We start from the raw sequence: 14869 nt of genomic DNA on the forward strand, positions 1-14869 counted from the left end.
GGCAGCCCGTTGATCGACGCCTCCAGTCGGCCCTGGCGCTTTACGGGGCATACAATCAAGATCACAAGCCAGATCAAGATCAAAAGCCAGATCAAGATCAACAGCTAAATCGACAGCCAGATCAACATCAAAAGCAGATCAAGAGCCGTCGCCGGATCGGAGATGTTCGGGCTTTTGGGCATAAAAAAACGGCTCCCGAGGGAGCCGTTTTTCGTTACATCACAGCGTTACTTGGACAGCTTGTAGGCAATGATGTAGTCGCCCATCTTGGTGCCCAGCGAACCGTGACCACCCACCACGGACAGCACGTACTGTGCGCCATCCTTGCCGGTGTAGGTCATCGGGGTCGACTGGCCACCTGCTGGCAGGCGGCTTTCCCACAGCTTCTTGCCGTTTTTCACGTCATAAGCGCGGATGTACTGGTCCAGGGTGCCGCTCAGGAAGCCAACGCCACCGGCAGTGACCATCGAGCCGCCCATGCTAGGCACGCCCAGGGTCAGGTTCAGCGGGATCGGCGAGCTGTCGCGGCTGGTGCCGTTCTTGTGCTTCCAGATCACCTTGGCGGTGGTCAAGTCGACACCGGCCACGTAGCCCCAGGCCGGAGCCTGGCATGGCACGCCGAACGGCGACATCAGTGGGTGCATGATCACGGCATACGGGGCGCCGGTGTTTGGCTGCACGCCGCTGGTTTCGCTTTCACGCTTGCTGCCCGCTTCCACCTGGGCGCGAGGCACCAGCTTGGAGACGAACGCCATGTAGTTGGGGCTGGTAAACAGCATCTGGCGAACCGGGTCCTCCGACACGGCGCCCCAGTTGAACACACCGACGTTGCCCGGGTAGATGATGCTGCCCTGGGTCGACGGAGGGGTGTACTGGCCTTCATAACGCAGCGACTTGAACTGGATGCGGCACAGCAGCTGGTCAAATGGAGTCACGCCCCACATGGCTTTTTCGTTCAGCTCCGGCGGCAGCAGGTTCAGCTCCGAGCGGGCCTGGGTTGGCGCGGTGTGGTCGCCTTCCACGGCACCCTTCGGCGCGTCCACTTCCTGGATCGGCACGATTGGCGCGCCGGTGGTGCGGTCCAGCACGTACAGGCTGCCTTGCTTGGTCGGCTGCACCAGGGCGTGTTTCACGCCTTCGGCAGTCTTGATGTCGACCAGGGTAGGCTGGCTTGGTACGTCCATGTCCCACAGGTCATGGTGAGTGAACTGGTAGTTCCACTTCAGCTTGCCGGTGTCGATGTCCAGGGCCACGGTGCCGGCGCTGAATTTCTCCGACTCTGGGGTGCGGTTGCCGCCCCACTGGTCAGGCATCTGGTTGCCCAGTGGCAGGTAGATCATGCCCAGCTTCTCGTCGACGCTGGCCAGCGACCACATGTTCGGCGAGTTGCGGGTGTAGAACTTGCCTTCGGCGATCGGCGCGGTGTCGTCCGGGTTGCCGGCGTCCCAGTTCCAGACCAGGTGGCCGTCGTGCACGTCGAACGCACGGATCACGCCCGAAGGCTCGTCGGTGGATTCGTTGTCGGTCACGTGGCCGCCGATGATCACCAGGTTACGGGTGATGGCGGCAGGCGAGGTGGCGTAGTAGCCGCCAGGGGTGAACTTGCCGATGTTGGAGTGCAGGTTCACGACACCCTTGTCGCCGAAGTCTTCGCAGACTTTGCCGGTGTCGGCGTTCAGCGCGATCAGGCGAGCGTCGGCGGTCGGCAGGAACAGGCGGCGTGGGCAGCTGGTGGCCACGGCCTGGCCAGCGGTGGACAGGGCGGCCGGCGCGCTTGGCACGTCCGACTTGCTGTAGGCGGCTTCGTCGTAGTACGACACGCCACGGCAGGTCATGTGCGCCCAGCCGCGGAAGTCATTGCCGTTCGGGCCTTGAATCTGTGGGTCGTAGCGCCAGATTTCCTTGCCGGTGTCCGGGTCCAGGGCCAGCACCTTGCTGTGGGCGGTGCAGGCGTACAGCATGCCGTTCACCTTCAGCGGGGTGTTCTGGTTGGTCAGCTCGACCGGATCCTTGTCGGTAGGCATGTCACCGGTGCGGATGCGCCAGGCTTCGGTCAGGTTACCCACGTTGGCCGGGGTGATCTGCTTCAGCGGGGAGTAGCGCTCGCCAAACTCGGTGCGGCCGTAAGACTGCCACTCGCCATCGGGCTGGGCAGGGGCGGCGCTGGTCATGTCGGTGTCGTCGCGACCCAGGTCGCCACTGATGTCACCGTAGCTGGTGAATTGCGCAGCCACGGCGCAGGCGCCGGCCAGCACAACGGCTACGCCCAGTACCGAAGTACCTTTTGGCGCGGCTTCACGCAGCACCAGTGGCTTGCGGAACCATGGCAGCCACAGCAGCAGGCCCAGCACGAACCACAGCGACAGGCGTGGCACCAATTGCCACCAGTCCAGGCCGGTCTCGGCCAGCGACCAGACGGTGCTGCCCAGCAGGAACACGGCGTAGATGCCCAGTGCCACGGAACGACCCGTCAGCAGCAGGACACCGGTGACGACCAGGAACAGGCCGGCGATCACGTAGTACAGGGAGCCGCCCAGGGTGACAAGCTTGACACCTCCGGCCAGCAGGGCGAGGCCCATTAGCAGCATCACCAGGCCGAGCAAGCTCGGCGCGAGGCGACCCCGACTGAAAGCACTGTCAGTGCTCATAGTGTGGTTTCTCCGTTACGTTTGAGTAGTCGAGCGTAGCCCGGGAGGGCCTACGCTCGTGGTCTGGTTAACTTCTTCCGTAAAGTTGAATTGTTGTTAGAAAGAGCTCTGCACCTTGATGCCGGCGACCAGGGCGTTGTCGACCTGATCCACGCCGCCTGGGTGCTTGATGTATTGCAGGTTCGGGCGCACGGTCAGCCAGTTGGTCACGTGCACGCCGTAGTTCAGTTCGGCGCTGGTTTCAGTGCGCTGGATTGGCATGTAGGCAGGATCGTTGTAGTCGGTCACGCCATTGGCGGCGTTGGTCGCTTCTTCGTTCTTGCGGTAAGCCGGGTTCACGTGAATGCGCGCCAGGGCGAAGCCGATGTCATCCTTTGGACGGGCATCGAACAGGCCTTTGTAGACGACGCCGGCCTGGACATAGTTGTCGACCATGTTGGTCTTCTTGTCGTGCACGGTGACGTTGCCGAACACGCTCAGGCCGCGCGAGTTGTCGCTGGCCTGGGCGGTCAGTTGCTGGTTCAGGGTCAGCCAGTAGCCGTGCTTGCTGGAGCTGGAGCGGTAGTCGTCACCGCTCAGGGCGGCCGGCTGGCCGTTGCTGTCCTTGTAGACATCCTTGGCGTTGGCGGTGCTGTAGTAGTAACCCACGCGGTATTCGCCCGGCAGGTTGTTGATCTTCGGCGTGAACACCAGCTCGACCGGCAGCACGGCGCCGGTAGTACCGGCGTTGTTCAATTTGAAACCGTTACCATTTTCCAGGTTGGACGGGTTCAGGGCGTAGGCGCCGATCTGGGCGTACACTTCGCTGTTCAGGTGGTATTTCACCCGCGCGGCCCATTGGCTGACCGGCCAGTTGTACCAGATGCCAGTGGCCCAGTTGCCCACCTGCGAGCCGCAGAAGCCCAGGTTCTGGAAGTCGCACTGGAAGCTGTTGAAGTCTTCGCCTTCACCGAAGCGGCCGACCTTGATGTCCAGCGCCTGGTCGAAGAACTTCTGCTCGTAGTACATCTGCGTGATGCGCACGATGCTGCCACGGCCATAGACTTCCTGGGACGAGCTGATGCCGCCGGTGCGTGGATCGGCCACGCGGTCGTTGGTGATGTTGTCACCGTTGCGGTCGGTCAGGGTCAGCTGGAACTCGGCGTCGTGCCAGCCCAGGATCTTCTGCAGGTCCATGTGCATGCCCAGCGCGAACTGGTCGCTGTAGCGGGTGGCGTGGTCATGGTTGTAGCCGCCGTGCAGGTTCGAACCCGATTCGCCCACGTACTCCATCTTGAAGTCGTAGCCCAGGTCGTGCAGCTCGGTGCGCTTGCCGCCCCAGTCGCCCAGCATGTAGGGCGAGTCGGCGTCGAAGGCCGGTGCTGCCTGGACACAGGAAGCCAGGCCCAGGGCAGTCATGCCGCCCAGCAGGCGGAGGGTCGGCGATACGTTGATGCGGCCGGCGACGCGGGCGCGGCGAAGTTCGAATTTTGGCATTTATTAAGGATCTTTAATTATTAACCAAACGGTACATTCTTCGATGGCATTAATGTCAATGAAGAATGTAGGTTTTATTACGCAAAAAAATCGTTTCAGTTGCGGGTGGCGGAGGATATAGAGGTTTTTTTGTTATTAAAAGACGCTTATGCAACATGCATAGTTGCTAGTGGCGTAACAATAGCCGGACCCCGCCGAACCGCCTGAATATCGACCTTTCGCAGCCATGAAAATTTCTTCAGTGTCCCTTGGCGAACGTGCGCGGTGGCTTAATCTTTAGTCATGCGCCCGCGAACAAGCGTCGCCCGCCCCCGTGGCAGCGGCCACAGGGCCGCGTCACGCCGCCGCGGTTAAATCTGCCAACCGCCGCCAGCCCGGCCGCACAGTGGTAAATTAGGAAATATCCTACAAGGTGCGCAGAAAGCGCCTATTAGCCAGCCCAGGCTGCGGCGCTAAGGTCTTCCCGCTGCCGTACGGCTCGGCTATGGTGCGCACCCCTCACACGGCTGGAGCCAGGCATGACCCAAACCACAAACAACCCGCTGCACGGTGTCACGCTGGAGCAGATTCTCACTGCGCTGGTCACCCACTACACCTGGGAAGGGCTGGCCGAGCGCATTGATATCCGCTGCTTCAAGAGCGACCCCAGCATCAAGTCGAGCCTGACCTTCCTGCGCAAGACGCCCTGGGCGCGGGAGAAGGTGGAGCGCCTGTACGTGAAGCTGGCCCGCACCAAACGGCCTGTCGAGGACTGACCTGTATGCATAACCCCCTGCCATCGCGCCCGCTGCGCCTGTTCGTCACCCTGTCGGCCTGGGCCGCCTGGCTGGCCCTGACGGTGCAGCTGCTATTGATCCTGCAGGGGCGGCTGGCCGACCAGGCGAGCCTGGTGGGCGGGGTGCTGCACTTCTTCAGCTACTTCACCATTCTCACCAACACCCTGGTGGCCATCGTGCTGACGGCCACGGCGCGGGCGCAGGGCGGCAACGCGGCGTCGTTCTGGCTGCGGCCCTGGGTGAGTTCGGGGGTAACGGCGAGCATTATCCTGGTGGGCGTGGCCTACAGCCTGCTGCTGCGCAACACCTGGCACCCGCAAGGGGTGCAGTGGGTGGTGAACGAGCTGCTGCATGACATCCTGCCGCCGGTGTTCGTGGCGTTCTGGTGGTGGTGCGTGCCCAAGGGCAGCCTGCGGGCCCGGCACGTGGTGGCGTGGATGGTCTATCCCATCGTGTATTTCGGCTATTGCCTGCTGCGCGGAAGCGAGATTGGCGTGTACCCCTATCCGTTCATCGACGTGGGCACGCTGGGGTATGGGCGGGTGGTGGTGAATGCGCTGGTGATTCTGCTCGGCTTCGTGGCCATTTCCTTCGCCTTGGTGGGCGTTGACCGCTGGCAAGCCCGCCGCACAATCGCGTAGCAGCGGCCAAAGGCCGCGTCCCAGGTGCCGCGGTTTAGCGGATGGCCTCGGACGCAGCCTTCGGCAGCTGCTACGGGGTGTCAGCCTTAGTCGTTTTCGTCCAGGCGCCAGTAGCCCACGGCCTTGACCTCGGCAGACTCGCCCAGGTGGTGGTGGTCCAGCAGCACCTTGCGCACCTGGCGCGACAGCGCCGCTTCGGTAGCCACCCAGGCGTACAGCTCGCCCGTGGGGATGGTCAGGTCGGTGACGGCGGCCAGCAGCGCGTGTTCGCTGGCGTGGCGCTCCACCCAAATCACTTCCACTTGCGCGGCGCTGCCCAGCACCTGCTGCTCCTGGGCGTTCTCGATTTCAATGACCACCAGCGCCTTGCGGTTGGCCGGCAGTTCTTCCAGGCGCCGGGCGATGGCCGGGATGGCGGTTTCGTCGCCGATCAGCAGGTAGCTGTCGAAGATATCCGGGACGATGGTGGAGCTGCGCGGGCCGCCGATGTACAGGTGCTGGCCCGGTGCGGCCTGCTCGGCCCAGGTGGAGGCAGGGCCGTCACCGTGAATCACGAAGTCGATGTCCAGTTCGCCGGCGGCCAGGTCGATGCGCCGCGGGGTGTAGTCGCGCATGGCCGGTTTCGGGCCTTCGCTGGGGCCGCCCAGTTTCAGGGTCAGCAGGGCCGCCTGTTCCTCGGCGTTGCGCGGGAACATCAGCTTGATGTGGTCGTCGGCGCCCAGGCTCAGGAAACCTTCCAGCTCCGGGCCGCCCACGGTGATGCGGCGCATGCGCGGGGTCAGCTGGGTAACGCGCAACACGTCCAGGCGGCGGCGCTTGATTTCGTGCATGACGCGGTGCACGCCGTGAGTGTTCTCTACCTTCATACGGACTTCTCCTGAGCGGGGTAAGCAGTGGCGGGGCCATCGACGATGGCCTTGGCAGTACTGGTGAGCAGGTCGCGGACCCGTACGATCTCTTCGGGGCTCCAGCGGCCGTGGTGCAGCTGCAGGGCATGGCGGAGGTTATGCACGGCTTCGTGAATCTCGGCCGGGCGGTCGTGGCCGCGCAGGGCGCGCTTGCTCACGTCGATGCGGGTGCGCACGCCTTCCAGGGCAATGGCCTGGTCGCCCAGCGAGGCGCGGCCGGCGTCGGTGGCGGTGTAGAGTTTCTTGCCGCCCTGGGCGTCGCCCTGGACCAGCTCGCTTTCTTCCAGGAACGTCAGGGTCGGGTAGATGACGCCGGGGCTTGGGCTGTAGGCGCCGTCGAACATGCCTTCGATCTGGCGGATCAGGTCGTAGCCGTGGCAGGGCTGCTCGGCCACCAGGGCCAGCAGCAGCAATTTCAGGTCGCCGGGGGCGAACACACGGGGGCCGCGGCCGCCGCGCTCGCGGCCGGGGCGGCGTTCCAGGCCGTCGTGGCCGTCGCCGAACTCGCGGCGGGGGTGGGGGTGATGGTGGTCTCTCATCGTCTTTTTCTCTTCACTTGGTTACTTAAGATATACCGTAAGATATATCTTAGTATTGCGCAAGCATAAAAGACGAATGGTTCTCATCTGGGCAATGCACGGGACGCTTGGGCCCCGTAGCCGCTGCCGCAGGCTGCGCTGGCCCCATCATTCACCAAAGATCTCCAGTGAACTCAAGGGCCAGCGCAGCCTTCGGCAGCGGCTACGCAGATTGGCGTAGGGTTTACCTGGCGGCGGTGCTTTGGTTGGGCACCTTGCACTGGGTGGCGGCGCCCGGCTGCACATAGGGGGTCAGCATTGGCGCCATGCCCTTGAGCACCTGCACCGGCAGCGCCGAGGTGAAGCGGAAGCCTTCGGCGGCGCGGCCGGGGACGAAGGCAGTGAGGGTGCCGAAGTGGTTCTGGCCAATGTAGAACACGAAGGTGGCGGTGCGGTTGATGGCCTTGGAGCCCAGCACCCGGCCGCGCGCGCCGAAGCTCTCGATGCGGTTGTCGCCGGTGCCGGTCTTGCCGCCCATGACCAGCGCGGTGCCGTCGGCGGTCTTGAAGCTGCCCGACACGCGCCGCGCGGTACCGGCGTCCACCACCTGCGACAGCGCTTCGCGCATGGCCTGGGCAATTTCCGGCTTGAGCACCTGGCGGGCCTTGTCCGGCGCTGCGGTTACCTCGGTTTCATACGGGGTGCCGGCGGCGAAGTGCAGGCTGTCGATGCGCAGCACCGGCAGGCGCACGCCGTCGTTCTGGATGATGCCGATCAGCTCGGCCAGGGCGGCGGGGCGGTCGCCGGAGCTGCCGATGGCGGTGGCCAGCGACGGTACCAGGTGGTCGAACGGGTAGCCCAGGCGCGCCCAGCGCCGGTGGATGTCGAGGAACGCCTCGATTTCCAGCATGGTGCGGATGCGGCTGTCGCGGGCGCTCTTGTGACGGCTTTTGAACAGCCAGCCGTAGACTTCCTGGCGTTCGAAGTGGCTGGCGGTCACCGCCTCGCTGAACTTGGCGTCGGGGTGCTGCATCAGGTAGCCCACCAGCCACAGGTCCAGCGGGTGGACGCGGGCGATGTAGCCCTGGTCGGGCAGGTCCCAGTGGCCGGGGCCATAGCTGTCGTAGTACTCGCCCAGGCGTTTTTCAGTGACCGTCTCGCCCTTGCCCAGGTGCGAGCGCACGAAGCTTTCGAAGGTGGCCTGGCTGGCGGTGGGGTACAGGTAGCGGTGCACGGCGGCCAGGTGCGAGGCGGTGGGGTGCAGGCCGTCGAGGAAGGTGTCCAGGCGTTCCTGGGCGCTCTTGCCCTGGTAGCGTTTATAGAAGCGCAGCAGGAAGTCGCTGCCTTCCTTGTCGGCGAAGCGCGCCAGGTATTCCTGGCGGCGGGGGTCGCCGTCGTCCTTGAGCAGTTCGGCGCTGTTGTTGGGGCCGTTGTAGGTGGTGTAGCGGACGATGTCGCGCATCAGCCGTATGAACGGCAGGTTGATGGATTCGCGCAGGGCTTCCTTGAGCGTGGGAATGCGCCCGTTGTCTTCGTTGCGGAAGTTCTTGAAGGTGTGCATGCCGCCGCCGGTGAAGAAGCTTTCGCCGGGGCTGGCCGAGTATTTGCGCTCCAGGGCGGCGTCGAGCATGGGCTTGAGGGCGTGGTCCTTGTTCTGCATCAGGTAGTCCACGGCCCAGCGGCTGAGGCGGTCCTGCTCGTTGATGTCGGCTTTCTTCAGCTCGGCAGGTGCCTGGGCGCCGTACTTGTCGTGAAGTTCGCTGATGATCTCCAGGTAGCTGGTGAGCACGCGCATCTTGGCGGTAGAGCCCAGCTCCAGCTTGCTGCCTTCGTTGATGTCGAACGGCTGGTCGGTGTTGTCGGTCTGTACCCGCACGCGCGAGCCGTCCGGGGTGCGCTCCATCAGGGTGAAGCTGTATTTCACCTCGGGGGTGCTGGCGGGGGTCAGCAGGTGCTCGCCAATCAGCCCCAGTTGCTGGGCATAGGCGGGGTCGGCCAGGTGCTTGAGGTAGTCGGTGACCTGCAGCTGCAGGTCATTCTGCAGGGTGCTGGTGGCTGACAGGTCCAGACGGTCAAGGTCGTACAGCGGGCGGTTGAGCAGGGTGGACAGGCGGGTGCGCGCCACGCTGATGCCTTTGTTGGTCTCGATGGGCTGGATGGTCGGTTCCAGCACCCAGTCGCGGTAGCTGACCTTGCTGGCCAGGGCGGCGTCGGCCAGGGGCTGGTCGATGACGTTGTTGGCGGCCAGCAGGCGGATGTGGCTGTCGGTGAGCTGTGCCAGCTCGTCATGGCCCTTGGACAGGAAGTGCGAGGGGCGGCGCTGGGCGATCATCAGCGACAGCACTTCGCGCAGGGCCAGGCCGCGCTCGGCGAGGATTTTCGGGCTGTTGTCGGTGGACGACAGCACCTGATTGACCCGGGCGAAATCGGCGCCGTACCACACCCGCAGGCCCTCGGCCATGCCGTGCACCTCACCGTGGCCGGGCACGGCCGACAGCGGCACGCTGTTGAGGTAGTCGCGCACGATGCGCTGGCGTGCTTCCAGGGTGTCGGGGCCATCCTGGTAGGCGCGCACGCTGGCGGACACCATCTGGCGGATCTTCTCGCCGCCCGACACGGTAAGGCCGTCCGGGGAGTGCCGGTACTTTTCCAGCTGCGTGGCCAGGGTGCTGCCGCCCGCCGACTGGCCGGGCAGGGCGAAGATCTTCGCCACCTGGGTGTAGGCCGCCTTGCCGAAACGCGGCCAGTCCACCGCCGGGTTCAGCAGCGGTTCGCGCGGGTCGAGCAGGCTGCGGTTTTCCACGAACAGCAGGCTGTTGACCACCACCGGCGGAATGTCCTGGAACTGCGCGTACAGCTGCTGCGGGTAGTGGAATTCGTAGAGGACGTCGGCCTTGCAGTCGGTAATGGTCAGGCCGGCCTGGATCTTCTCGGAATAGGGGATGAACAGGCCGCGATCGTAGTAGGCCATCAACGAAGGCGAGAAGCGCGTCTGCGCCTCGATCGCGTAGTCGCGCTTGATCAGCCGGGGCAGGAACTGGCCCAGGTCGCTGTAGCCCAGGCGCTTGTCGAACGGGCCTTCGCCGGGGTAGGCGATGGAGTCGCTGGGGCCGGGGGCCAGGGTGTAGGTCAAATCCTTGGCGTAGCGGCTGAATTCACGGGCTTGCAGCTTGGAGGTGCGCATTTCGGCGCGCATGGCGAAGGCCAGTGCCACCAGGCCGATCAGCACCAGCAGCCAGAACAGGCGGCGCCACAAATGGCGCTGGCGCGCAGGTTTCGGGGTCGGTGGTTCAGCCGGACTGTCGGTGGGTACCGCAGTCTTGGTGGGTTCTGTCTGCCACAAAGCGCCCATAGTCGTCAGCCCAATCAGGTAATTTCATCGTACCTGCCTGAAGCTTAGACGCTGGCCGTCAATGGTGAAAAATTTGTCGAATGGGCCGCGAAAAAAACCGTTGGCGCGGCTAACTCCTTCCGTGGCGGGGAAAAAGTATAGCTGATGGTGGGGGACGCGGCCTGGCGGCCGCTGCTACAGGAAACCCCGCTGTAGCAGCGGCCGCAGGCCGCGTCCGGGTACATCACCCGCGCATCATTTCCTTGACCATGCGCTCCTGCTCGGCCAGGTCCTTCTGGCGCGCGTCGATGCGCGAGGCCAGCTGGAAATTGTTGGCCGCCCGGCGCTTGGCGAAGTCCAGCTGCTGCTGGGCCTGGCGGAAGTCGCCTTCCAGGGCGAAGTATTCGGCGCGGGCCTGGTGCAGGCCGATGATGTTGCCGTTGGCGCCGCGGGTGTCGGCCACCTGGTTCCACACGTCCGGGTCGTTGGGGCGCGAACGCAGCAGGTCTTCCAGGGCCTTCTCGGCATCGGCGGTGCGGCTCTGCTTGATCAGCAGGTCGACCCGCACCTGGTTGAGCGGGAAGTTGCCCGGGTACAGGCCCAGCAGGCGGTCGACCCGTGCCTGGGCGTCGCTTAGCTTGTTGGCGGCCACGTCCAGGTCCACCGCCGCCAGGTTGTAGGTAATGTCATTGGGCGCCTTGGCCAGCAGCGGCTTGAGGTTCTCGCGCGCGTCGTTCAACTGGCTGCTCTTGATCTGGGCGATGGCCAGGCCGTAGCGGGCCGGGTCGGACTTGGGGTTCTCGTCCAGCAGGGCGCGGAAGCGCTTGGCGGCCATGCCGGGGGTGTCTTCGTAGATCAGCTCCACGCGCTTCTTGATCAGCTGGAAGCGCAGGCTGTCCTCGATGCCGCCCTTGGGGAACTGCTCGGCGCGGTTGCGGGTGTCGGCGATCCGCGCTTCGGTGACCGGGTGGGTGAGCAGGAATTCCGGCGGCTTGGCGTCGAAGCGGTACTGGCGCGCCAGCTTCTCGAACATGTCGGGCATGCTGCGCGGGTCGTAGCCGGCCTTCTGCAGGGTGACCAGGCCGACGCGGTCGGCCTCGCTCTCGTTTTCACGCGAGAACGCCCGTTGCGACTGGATCGCCGCCGCCTGGCTGCCCATGATGGTGGCGATGCCGGCGTCACCGGCACCGGTGGCTGCCAGCACGATGCCCGTCAGCAAGGCGGCCATTACCGGCATCTGCATGCGCTTCTGTTCTTCCACGCCGCGGGCGAAGTGCCGTTGCGCCAAGTGGGAGAGTTCGTGGGCCATCACGCCGGCGTACTGGCCTTCGGTGTCGGCGTTGAGGAACAGCCCGCCGTTCACCCCGACAATGCCGCCGGGGGCAGCGAAGGCGTTGAGCTCCTTGCTGTCGATGAGGATGAATTCCAGGCGGTGGTCTTCCAGCTGGCTGCTTTCGGCCAGGCGGTACACGGTGGTTTCGACGTAATCCTTGAGCTGGGGGTCGGACAGCTGGCCGACCTGGCTGCGTAGCAGCCCGAGCCAGGCACGGCCCAGGTCATGCTCCTGCTGCGGGGAGACAATGGCCGAACTGGCATCGCCAAGTGACGGCAAGTCGTCGGCATGGCCCGGCAGGGCCAGCAGGCAGGCAAGCGTCAGCAGGGTGGGGCGCAATAAAGACATGCACGGGGCTCTGAGTCGAGAAAGACCTTACTGTAGCCGGGTCATCCTTCCACGACCAGAGGGGGCCGCGCATGAGGTATTCTAGGCGGCCAACCCCGCCAGCTTGCCGTGCCCCGGAGAAAAAAAGGCCATGACCGACGCAGTACAGTGTGACGCCGAGCTCGACGCCAGCGGTCTCAATTGCCCGTTGCCATTGCTCAAGGCGAAGATGGAACTCAACCGGCTGCAGGCCGGGGCGGTGCTGAAAGTCATCGCCACCGACGCTGGTTCCCAGCGCGATTTTCACAGCTTTGCCCGGTTGGCAGGTCATGCCCTGTTACACGAAACTGTTCGGGACGGGGTTTATACCTATTGGCTGAAGAAAGCCTGAGCGTGCGTGCCCGCTTCTCATAACAAGGAAAACTGATGTTCAAAGTGCTTCGCGACTGGATACAGCGTTACTTCTCGGATGAAGAAGCGGTGGTGCTCACGGTGCTGCTGGTGCTGGCGTTCACGGCCGTGCTGACCCTGGGCGGCATGCTCGCGCCGGTGCTGGCGGGCATGGTCCTGGCGTTCCTGATGCAGGGGCTGGTCACCGGCCTTGAGCGCCTGCGCGTGCCCTCGGGGGTGGCGGTGGCCCTGGTGTTTGCGCTGTTCATGAGCGCTCTGGCGGTGTTCATGCTGGTGCTGGTGCCGCTGCTGTGGCACCAGTTGATCACCCTGTTCAACGAGCTGCCGGGCATGCTTGGGAAGTGGCAGTCGCTGTTGCTGCTGCTGCCCGAGCGCTACCCGCACCTGGTGTCGGACGAGCAGGTGCTGCAGGCCATCGAGGCGGCGCGCGGCGAGATCGGCAAGTTCGGCCAGTGGGCGCTGACGTTCTCGCTGTCGAGCCTGCCGTTGCTGGTGAACATCATGATCTACTTCGTGCTGGTGCCGATCCTGGTGTTCTTCTTCCTCAAGGACCGGGTCATGATCGCCCGCTGGGTGAAGGGCTACCTGCCGCGCGAGCGGGCGCTGATCACCCGCGTGGGCCAGGAAATGAACCGGCAGATCGCCAACTACATCCGTGGCAAGGTGATCGAGATCATCATCTGCGGTGTCGCCACTTATATAGCCTTCGTCGCCCTGGGGCTGAACTACGCGGCCTTGCTGGCGCTGCTGGTGGGGCTGTCGGTGGTGGTGCCCTACGTGGGCGCGGTGGTGGTGACCGTGCCGGTGACCCTGATCGCGCTGTTCCAGTGGGGCTGGGGTGACCAGTTCATCTACCTGATGGCGGTGTACGGCATCATCCAGACCCTGGATGGCAACGTGCTGGTGCCGCTGCTGTTCGCCGGTGCGGTGAACCTGCACCCGGTGGCGATCATCTGCGCGGTGCTGCTGTTTGGCGGGCTGTGGGGCTTCTGGGGGATCTTCTTCGCCATCCCGCTGGCCACCTTGTTCAAGGCAGTGCTGGACGCGTGGCCGCGCAACGAGCCGCAGGTGTCGCCGATTCTGTAACGAACGGCGGTGTTGTGGGAGCTGGCTTGCCAGCGAGCTTTTCGGGCCCCAACAGCTCGCTGGCAAGCCAGCTCCCACAGGTCAGGCGCTGTGCAGGGCCTGGGCGGCGGCCAGCACCGCGTCGACGTGGCCGGGTACCTTCACGCCGCGCCATTCCTGGCGCAGCACGCCATTCTGGTCGATCAGGAAGGTGCTGCGGTCCACGCCCAGGTATTCCTTGCCGTACAGCTTCTTCAGCTTGATCACGTCGAACAGCTGGCACAGGGCCTCGTCCTTGTCGCTGATCAGCTCGAAGGTGAACGCCTGCTTGGCCTTGAAGTTCTCATGGCTCTTGATGCCGTCGCGGGACACGCCGAACACCAGGGTGTTGGCCGCCGCGAAGGCTTCGTGCTGGTCACGGAAACCCTGGCCCTCGGTGGTGCAGCCCGGGGTGCTGTCCTTGGGGTAGAAGTAGATCACCACCTGGCGGCCCTTCAGGGCGCTCAGGCTGACCGACTGGCCGCCAGTGGCCGGGGCTTCGAAGTCCGCGACCGGCTGGCCGATTTCAACTGCCATGGGCAAGTCCTTGTCAGATGGGGTTGGTGGGGCGCCAGGGCTCGATCAGCGCGTCCAGGTTCAGGGCGTCGGCGAAGTCCAGGAACTGGTCGCGCAGCCAGCTGATCTGCACGCCAGGCGGCAGGGTCACGGTGAAGGTGGCGTTGAGCATGGTGCCGCCGGTCTGCGGTGCCTGGTAGGTGTCGCAGGTCAGGTTCTCCAGTTCCACGTGGTGGTCGATGAAGAACTGGCACAGCTCGTTGATGATGTCCGAGCGGTACACCGAGCTGACGTAGGCCACGTAGGGCAGCGACAGCGGGCGGGTTTCCAGGGTGGCGCTGCGCACCAGGTTGACGGTGAAGCCGTGCTTCTTGGCCAGCGAGCCGAGGCTGGTTTCCAGGCGCGCCAGGGCGTCCCAGTTGCCCGACACCTGCAGTACCAGGGCACTGCACTCGCCGTGGCGGGTCAGGCGCGAGGTCACCACCGAGCAGCGACTGTCGTGGCTGGCCCGGCACAGGACGTTGGTCAGCTCCATGGGGTTAGGGCCAAGGGCACTGATGACAAGGAATTGTTCGCGAACTGTGGGGGTGGACATGCAGCATTCCTAAAGCGATGAGCGGTCAGTACACAAATGGACATGAAGGCTGGCCCGCGTGACCCCATGGTAGCCGGGCACGATGCCGGCAACGGCGCGCAAAACGCCCGTTGGCAGGGGATCGGCGGCTCAGGATCAGGGGTTTGCAGTGCTTGGAACGCGTTGCAAACCGGACAAACACGCCCACCGGTACCGATCAAAGTCTGAAGGGTAGCGAAAAGCGGCGCCAAGGGGAATGCTCGCGAGGTGGTACTTCGCTTGTGCAAGGCACATGGCCCCAGTACC

At 64.5% G+C, this 14869-nt stretch carries 12 protein-coding genes; 4 read left to right on the top strand and 8 right to left on the bottom strand.

Annotation, left to right across the window (positions count from 1 at the left end; all coding sequences use genetic code 11):
- Positions 1 to 227 precede the first annotated feature (227 nt).
- Positions 228 to 2648 carry a glucose/quinate/shikimate family membrane-bound PQQ-dependent dehydrogenase gene (locus ACWKWX_RS25340; protein ID WP_483829234.1) on the bottom strand — a complete coding sequence of 807 codons (2421 nt, stop codon included), beginning with the start codon at positions 2646 to 2648 and terminating at the stop codon, positions 228 to 230.
- Between the two features lie 96 nt (positions 2649 to 2744).
- On the bottom strand, positions 2745 to 4124 hold the full coding sequence (locus ACWKWX_RS25345; RefSeq protein ID WP_416426574.1) for a carbohydrate porin: 1380 nt from the start codon (positions 4122 to 4124) through the stop codon (positions 2745 to 2747).
- A gap of 518 nt (positions 4125 to 4642) precedes the next feature.
- Here ACWKWX_RS25345 and ACWKWX_RS25350 point away from each other — a divergent pair.
- On the top strand, positions 4643 to 4879 hold the full coding sequence (locus tag ACWKWX_RS25350) for a VF530 family protein (RefSeq protein ID WP_416426572.1): 237 nt from the start codon (positions 4643 to 4645) through the stop codon (positions 4877 to 4879).
- Between the two features lie 5 nt (positions 4880 to 4884).
- Entirely contained in the window at positions 4885 to 5541 is a 657-nt protein-coding gene (locus tag ACWKWX_RS25355; RefSeq protein ID WP_483829235.1) for a Pr6Pr family membrane protein, read from the top strand.
- Positions 5542 to 5627: 86 nt separating this feature from the next.
- Here the strand turns inward: ACWKWX_RS25355 and ACWKWX_RS25360 are convergent, their stop codons facing one another.
- From ACWKWX_RS25360 to ACWKWX_RS25375, 4 genes are all read right to left on the bottom strand, one after another.
- Positions 5628 to 6407, bottom strand: a complete 780-nt coding sequence (locus ACWKWX_RS25360; protein WP_483829236.1) for a siderophore-interacting protein — start codon at positions 6405 to 6407, stop codon at positions 5628 to 5630.
- Positions 6404 to 6988 (bottom strand): PadR family transcriptional regulator, encoded by a 585-nt coding sequence (locus tag ACWKWX_RS25365; RefSeq protein WP_416426567.1) that lies wholly within the window; start codon positions 6986 to 6988, stop codon positions 6404 to 6406. Before ACWKWX_RS25365 ends, ACWKWX_RS25360 begins: the two co-directional genes overlap by 4 nt.
- Positions 6989 to 7211: 223 nt before the next feature.
- Positions 7212 to 10319, bottom strand: coding sequence for a transglycosylase domain-containing protein (locus ACWKWX_RS25370; protein WP_416426565.1), 3108 nt, complete (start codon positions 10317 to 10319; stop codon positions 7212 to 7214).
- A gap of 223 nt (positions 10320 to 10542) precedes the next feature.
- The gene (locus ACWKWX_RS25375) at positions 10543 to 11979 is read right to left on the bottom strand and encodes a M48 family metalloprotease (RefSeq protein ID WP_476295556.1); all 1437 of its coding nucleotides are present in this window, start codon (positions 11977 to 11979) and stop codon (positions 10543 to 10545) included.
- A 130-nt stretch (positions 11980 to 12109) separates the two neighbouring features.
- On the opposite strand from ACWKWX_RS25375, the gene ACWKWX_RS25380 reads away from it, so the two are divergent.
- The gene (locus ACWKWX_RS25380; protein WP_416426562.1) at positions 12110 to 12349 is read left to right on the top strand and encodes a sulfurtransferase TusA family protein; all 240 of its coding nucleotides are present in this window, start codon (positions 12110 to 12112) and stop codon (positions 12347 to 12349) included.
- Between the two features lie 35 nt (positions 12350 to 12384).
- Positions 12385 to 13455, top strand: a complete 1071-nt coding sequence (locus ACWKWX_RS25385) for an AI-2E family transporter (protein WP_416426560.1) — start codon at positions 12385 to 12387, stop codon at positions 13453 to 13455.
- Positions 13456 to 13536: 81 nt separating this feature from the next.
- On the opposite strand, the gene ACWKWX_RS25390 is transcribed toward ACWKWX_RS25385, so the two are convergent.
- Positions 13537 to 14010, bottom strand: a complete 474-nt coding sequence (locus ACWKWX_RS25390) for a peroxiredoxin (RefSeq protein ID WP_473004314.1) — start codon at positions 14008 to 14010, stop codon at positions 13537 to 13539.
- Positions 14011 to 14023: 13 nt separating this feature from the next.
- Positions 14024 to 14584 (bottom strand): glycine cleavage system transcriptional repressor, encoded by a 561-nt coding sequence (locus ACWKWX_RS25395; protein ID WP_416426556.1) that lies wholly within the window; start codon positions 14582 to 14584, stop codon positions 14024 to 14026.
- Positions 14585 to 14869: the final 285 nt, after the last annotated feature.

The sequence above is a fragment of the Pseudomonas imperatae genome, assembly GCF_057128625.1.

Excerpts from the sequence above, each read along its gene's own strand:
- ACWKWX_RS25340 (WP_483829234.1), bottom strand. The coding sequence starts at position 2,648 with ATGAGCACTGACAGTGCTTTCAGTCGGGGTCGCCTCGCGCCGAGCTTG.
- ACWKWX_RS25345 (WP_416426574.1), bottom strand. The coding sequence starts at position 4,124 with ATGCCAAAATTCGAACTTCGCCGCGCCCGCGTCGCCGGCCGCATCAAC.
- ACWKWX_RS25350 (WP_416426572.1), top strand. The coding sequence starts at position 4,643 with ATGACCCAAACCACAAACAACCCGCTGCACGGTGTCACGCTGGAGCAG.
- ACWKWX_RS25355 (WP_483829235.1), top strand. The coding sequence starts at position 4,885 with ATGCATAACCCCCTGCCATCGCGCCCGCTGCGCCTGTTCGTCACCCTG.
- ACWKWX_RS25360 (WP_483829236.1), bottom strand. The coding sequence starts at position 6,407 with ATGAAGGTAGAGAACACTCACGGCGTGCACCGCGTCATGCACGAAATC.
- ACWKWX_RS25365 (WP_416426567.1), bottom strand. The coding sequence starts at position 6,988 with ATGAGAGACCACCATCACCCCCACCCCCGCCGCGAGTTCGGCGACGGC.
- ACWKWX_RS25370 (WP_416426565.1), bottom strand. The coding sequence starts at position 10,319 with ATGGGCGCTTTGTGGCAGACAGAACCCACCAAGACTGCGGTACCCACC.
- ACWKWX_RS25375 (WP_476295556.1), bottom strand. The coding sequence starts at position 11,979 with ATGTCTTTATTGCGCCCCACCCTGCTGACGCTTGCCTGCCTGCTGGCC.
- ACWKWX_RS25380 (WP_416426562.1), top strand. The coding sequence starts at position 12,110 with ATGACCGACGCAGTACAGTGTGACGCCGAGCTCGACGCCAGCGGTCTC.
- ACWKWX_RS25385 (WP_416426560.1), top strand. The coding sequence starts at position 12,385 with ATGTTCAAAGTGCTTCGCGACTGGATACAGCGTTACTTCTCGGATGAA.
- ACWKWX_RS25390 (WP_473004314.1), bottom strand. The coding sequence starts at position 14,010 with ATGGCAGTTGAAATCGGCCAGCCGGTCGCGGACTTCGAAGCCCCGGCC.
- ACWKWX_RS25395 (WP_416426556.1), bottom strand. The coding sequence starts at position 14,584 with ATGTCCACCCCCACAGTTCGCGAACAATTCCTTGTCATCAGTGCCCTT.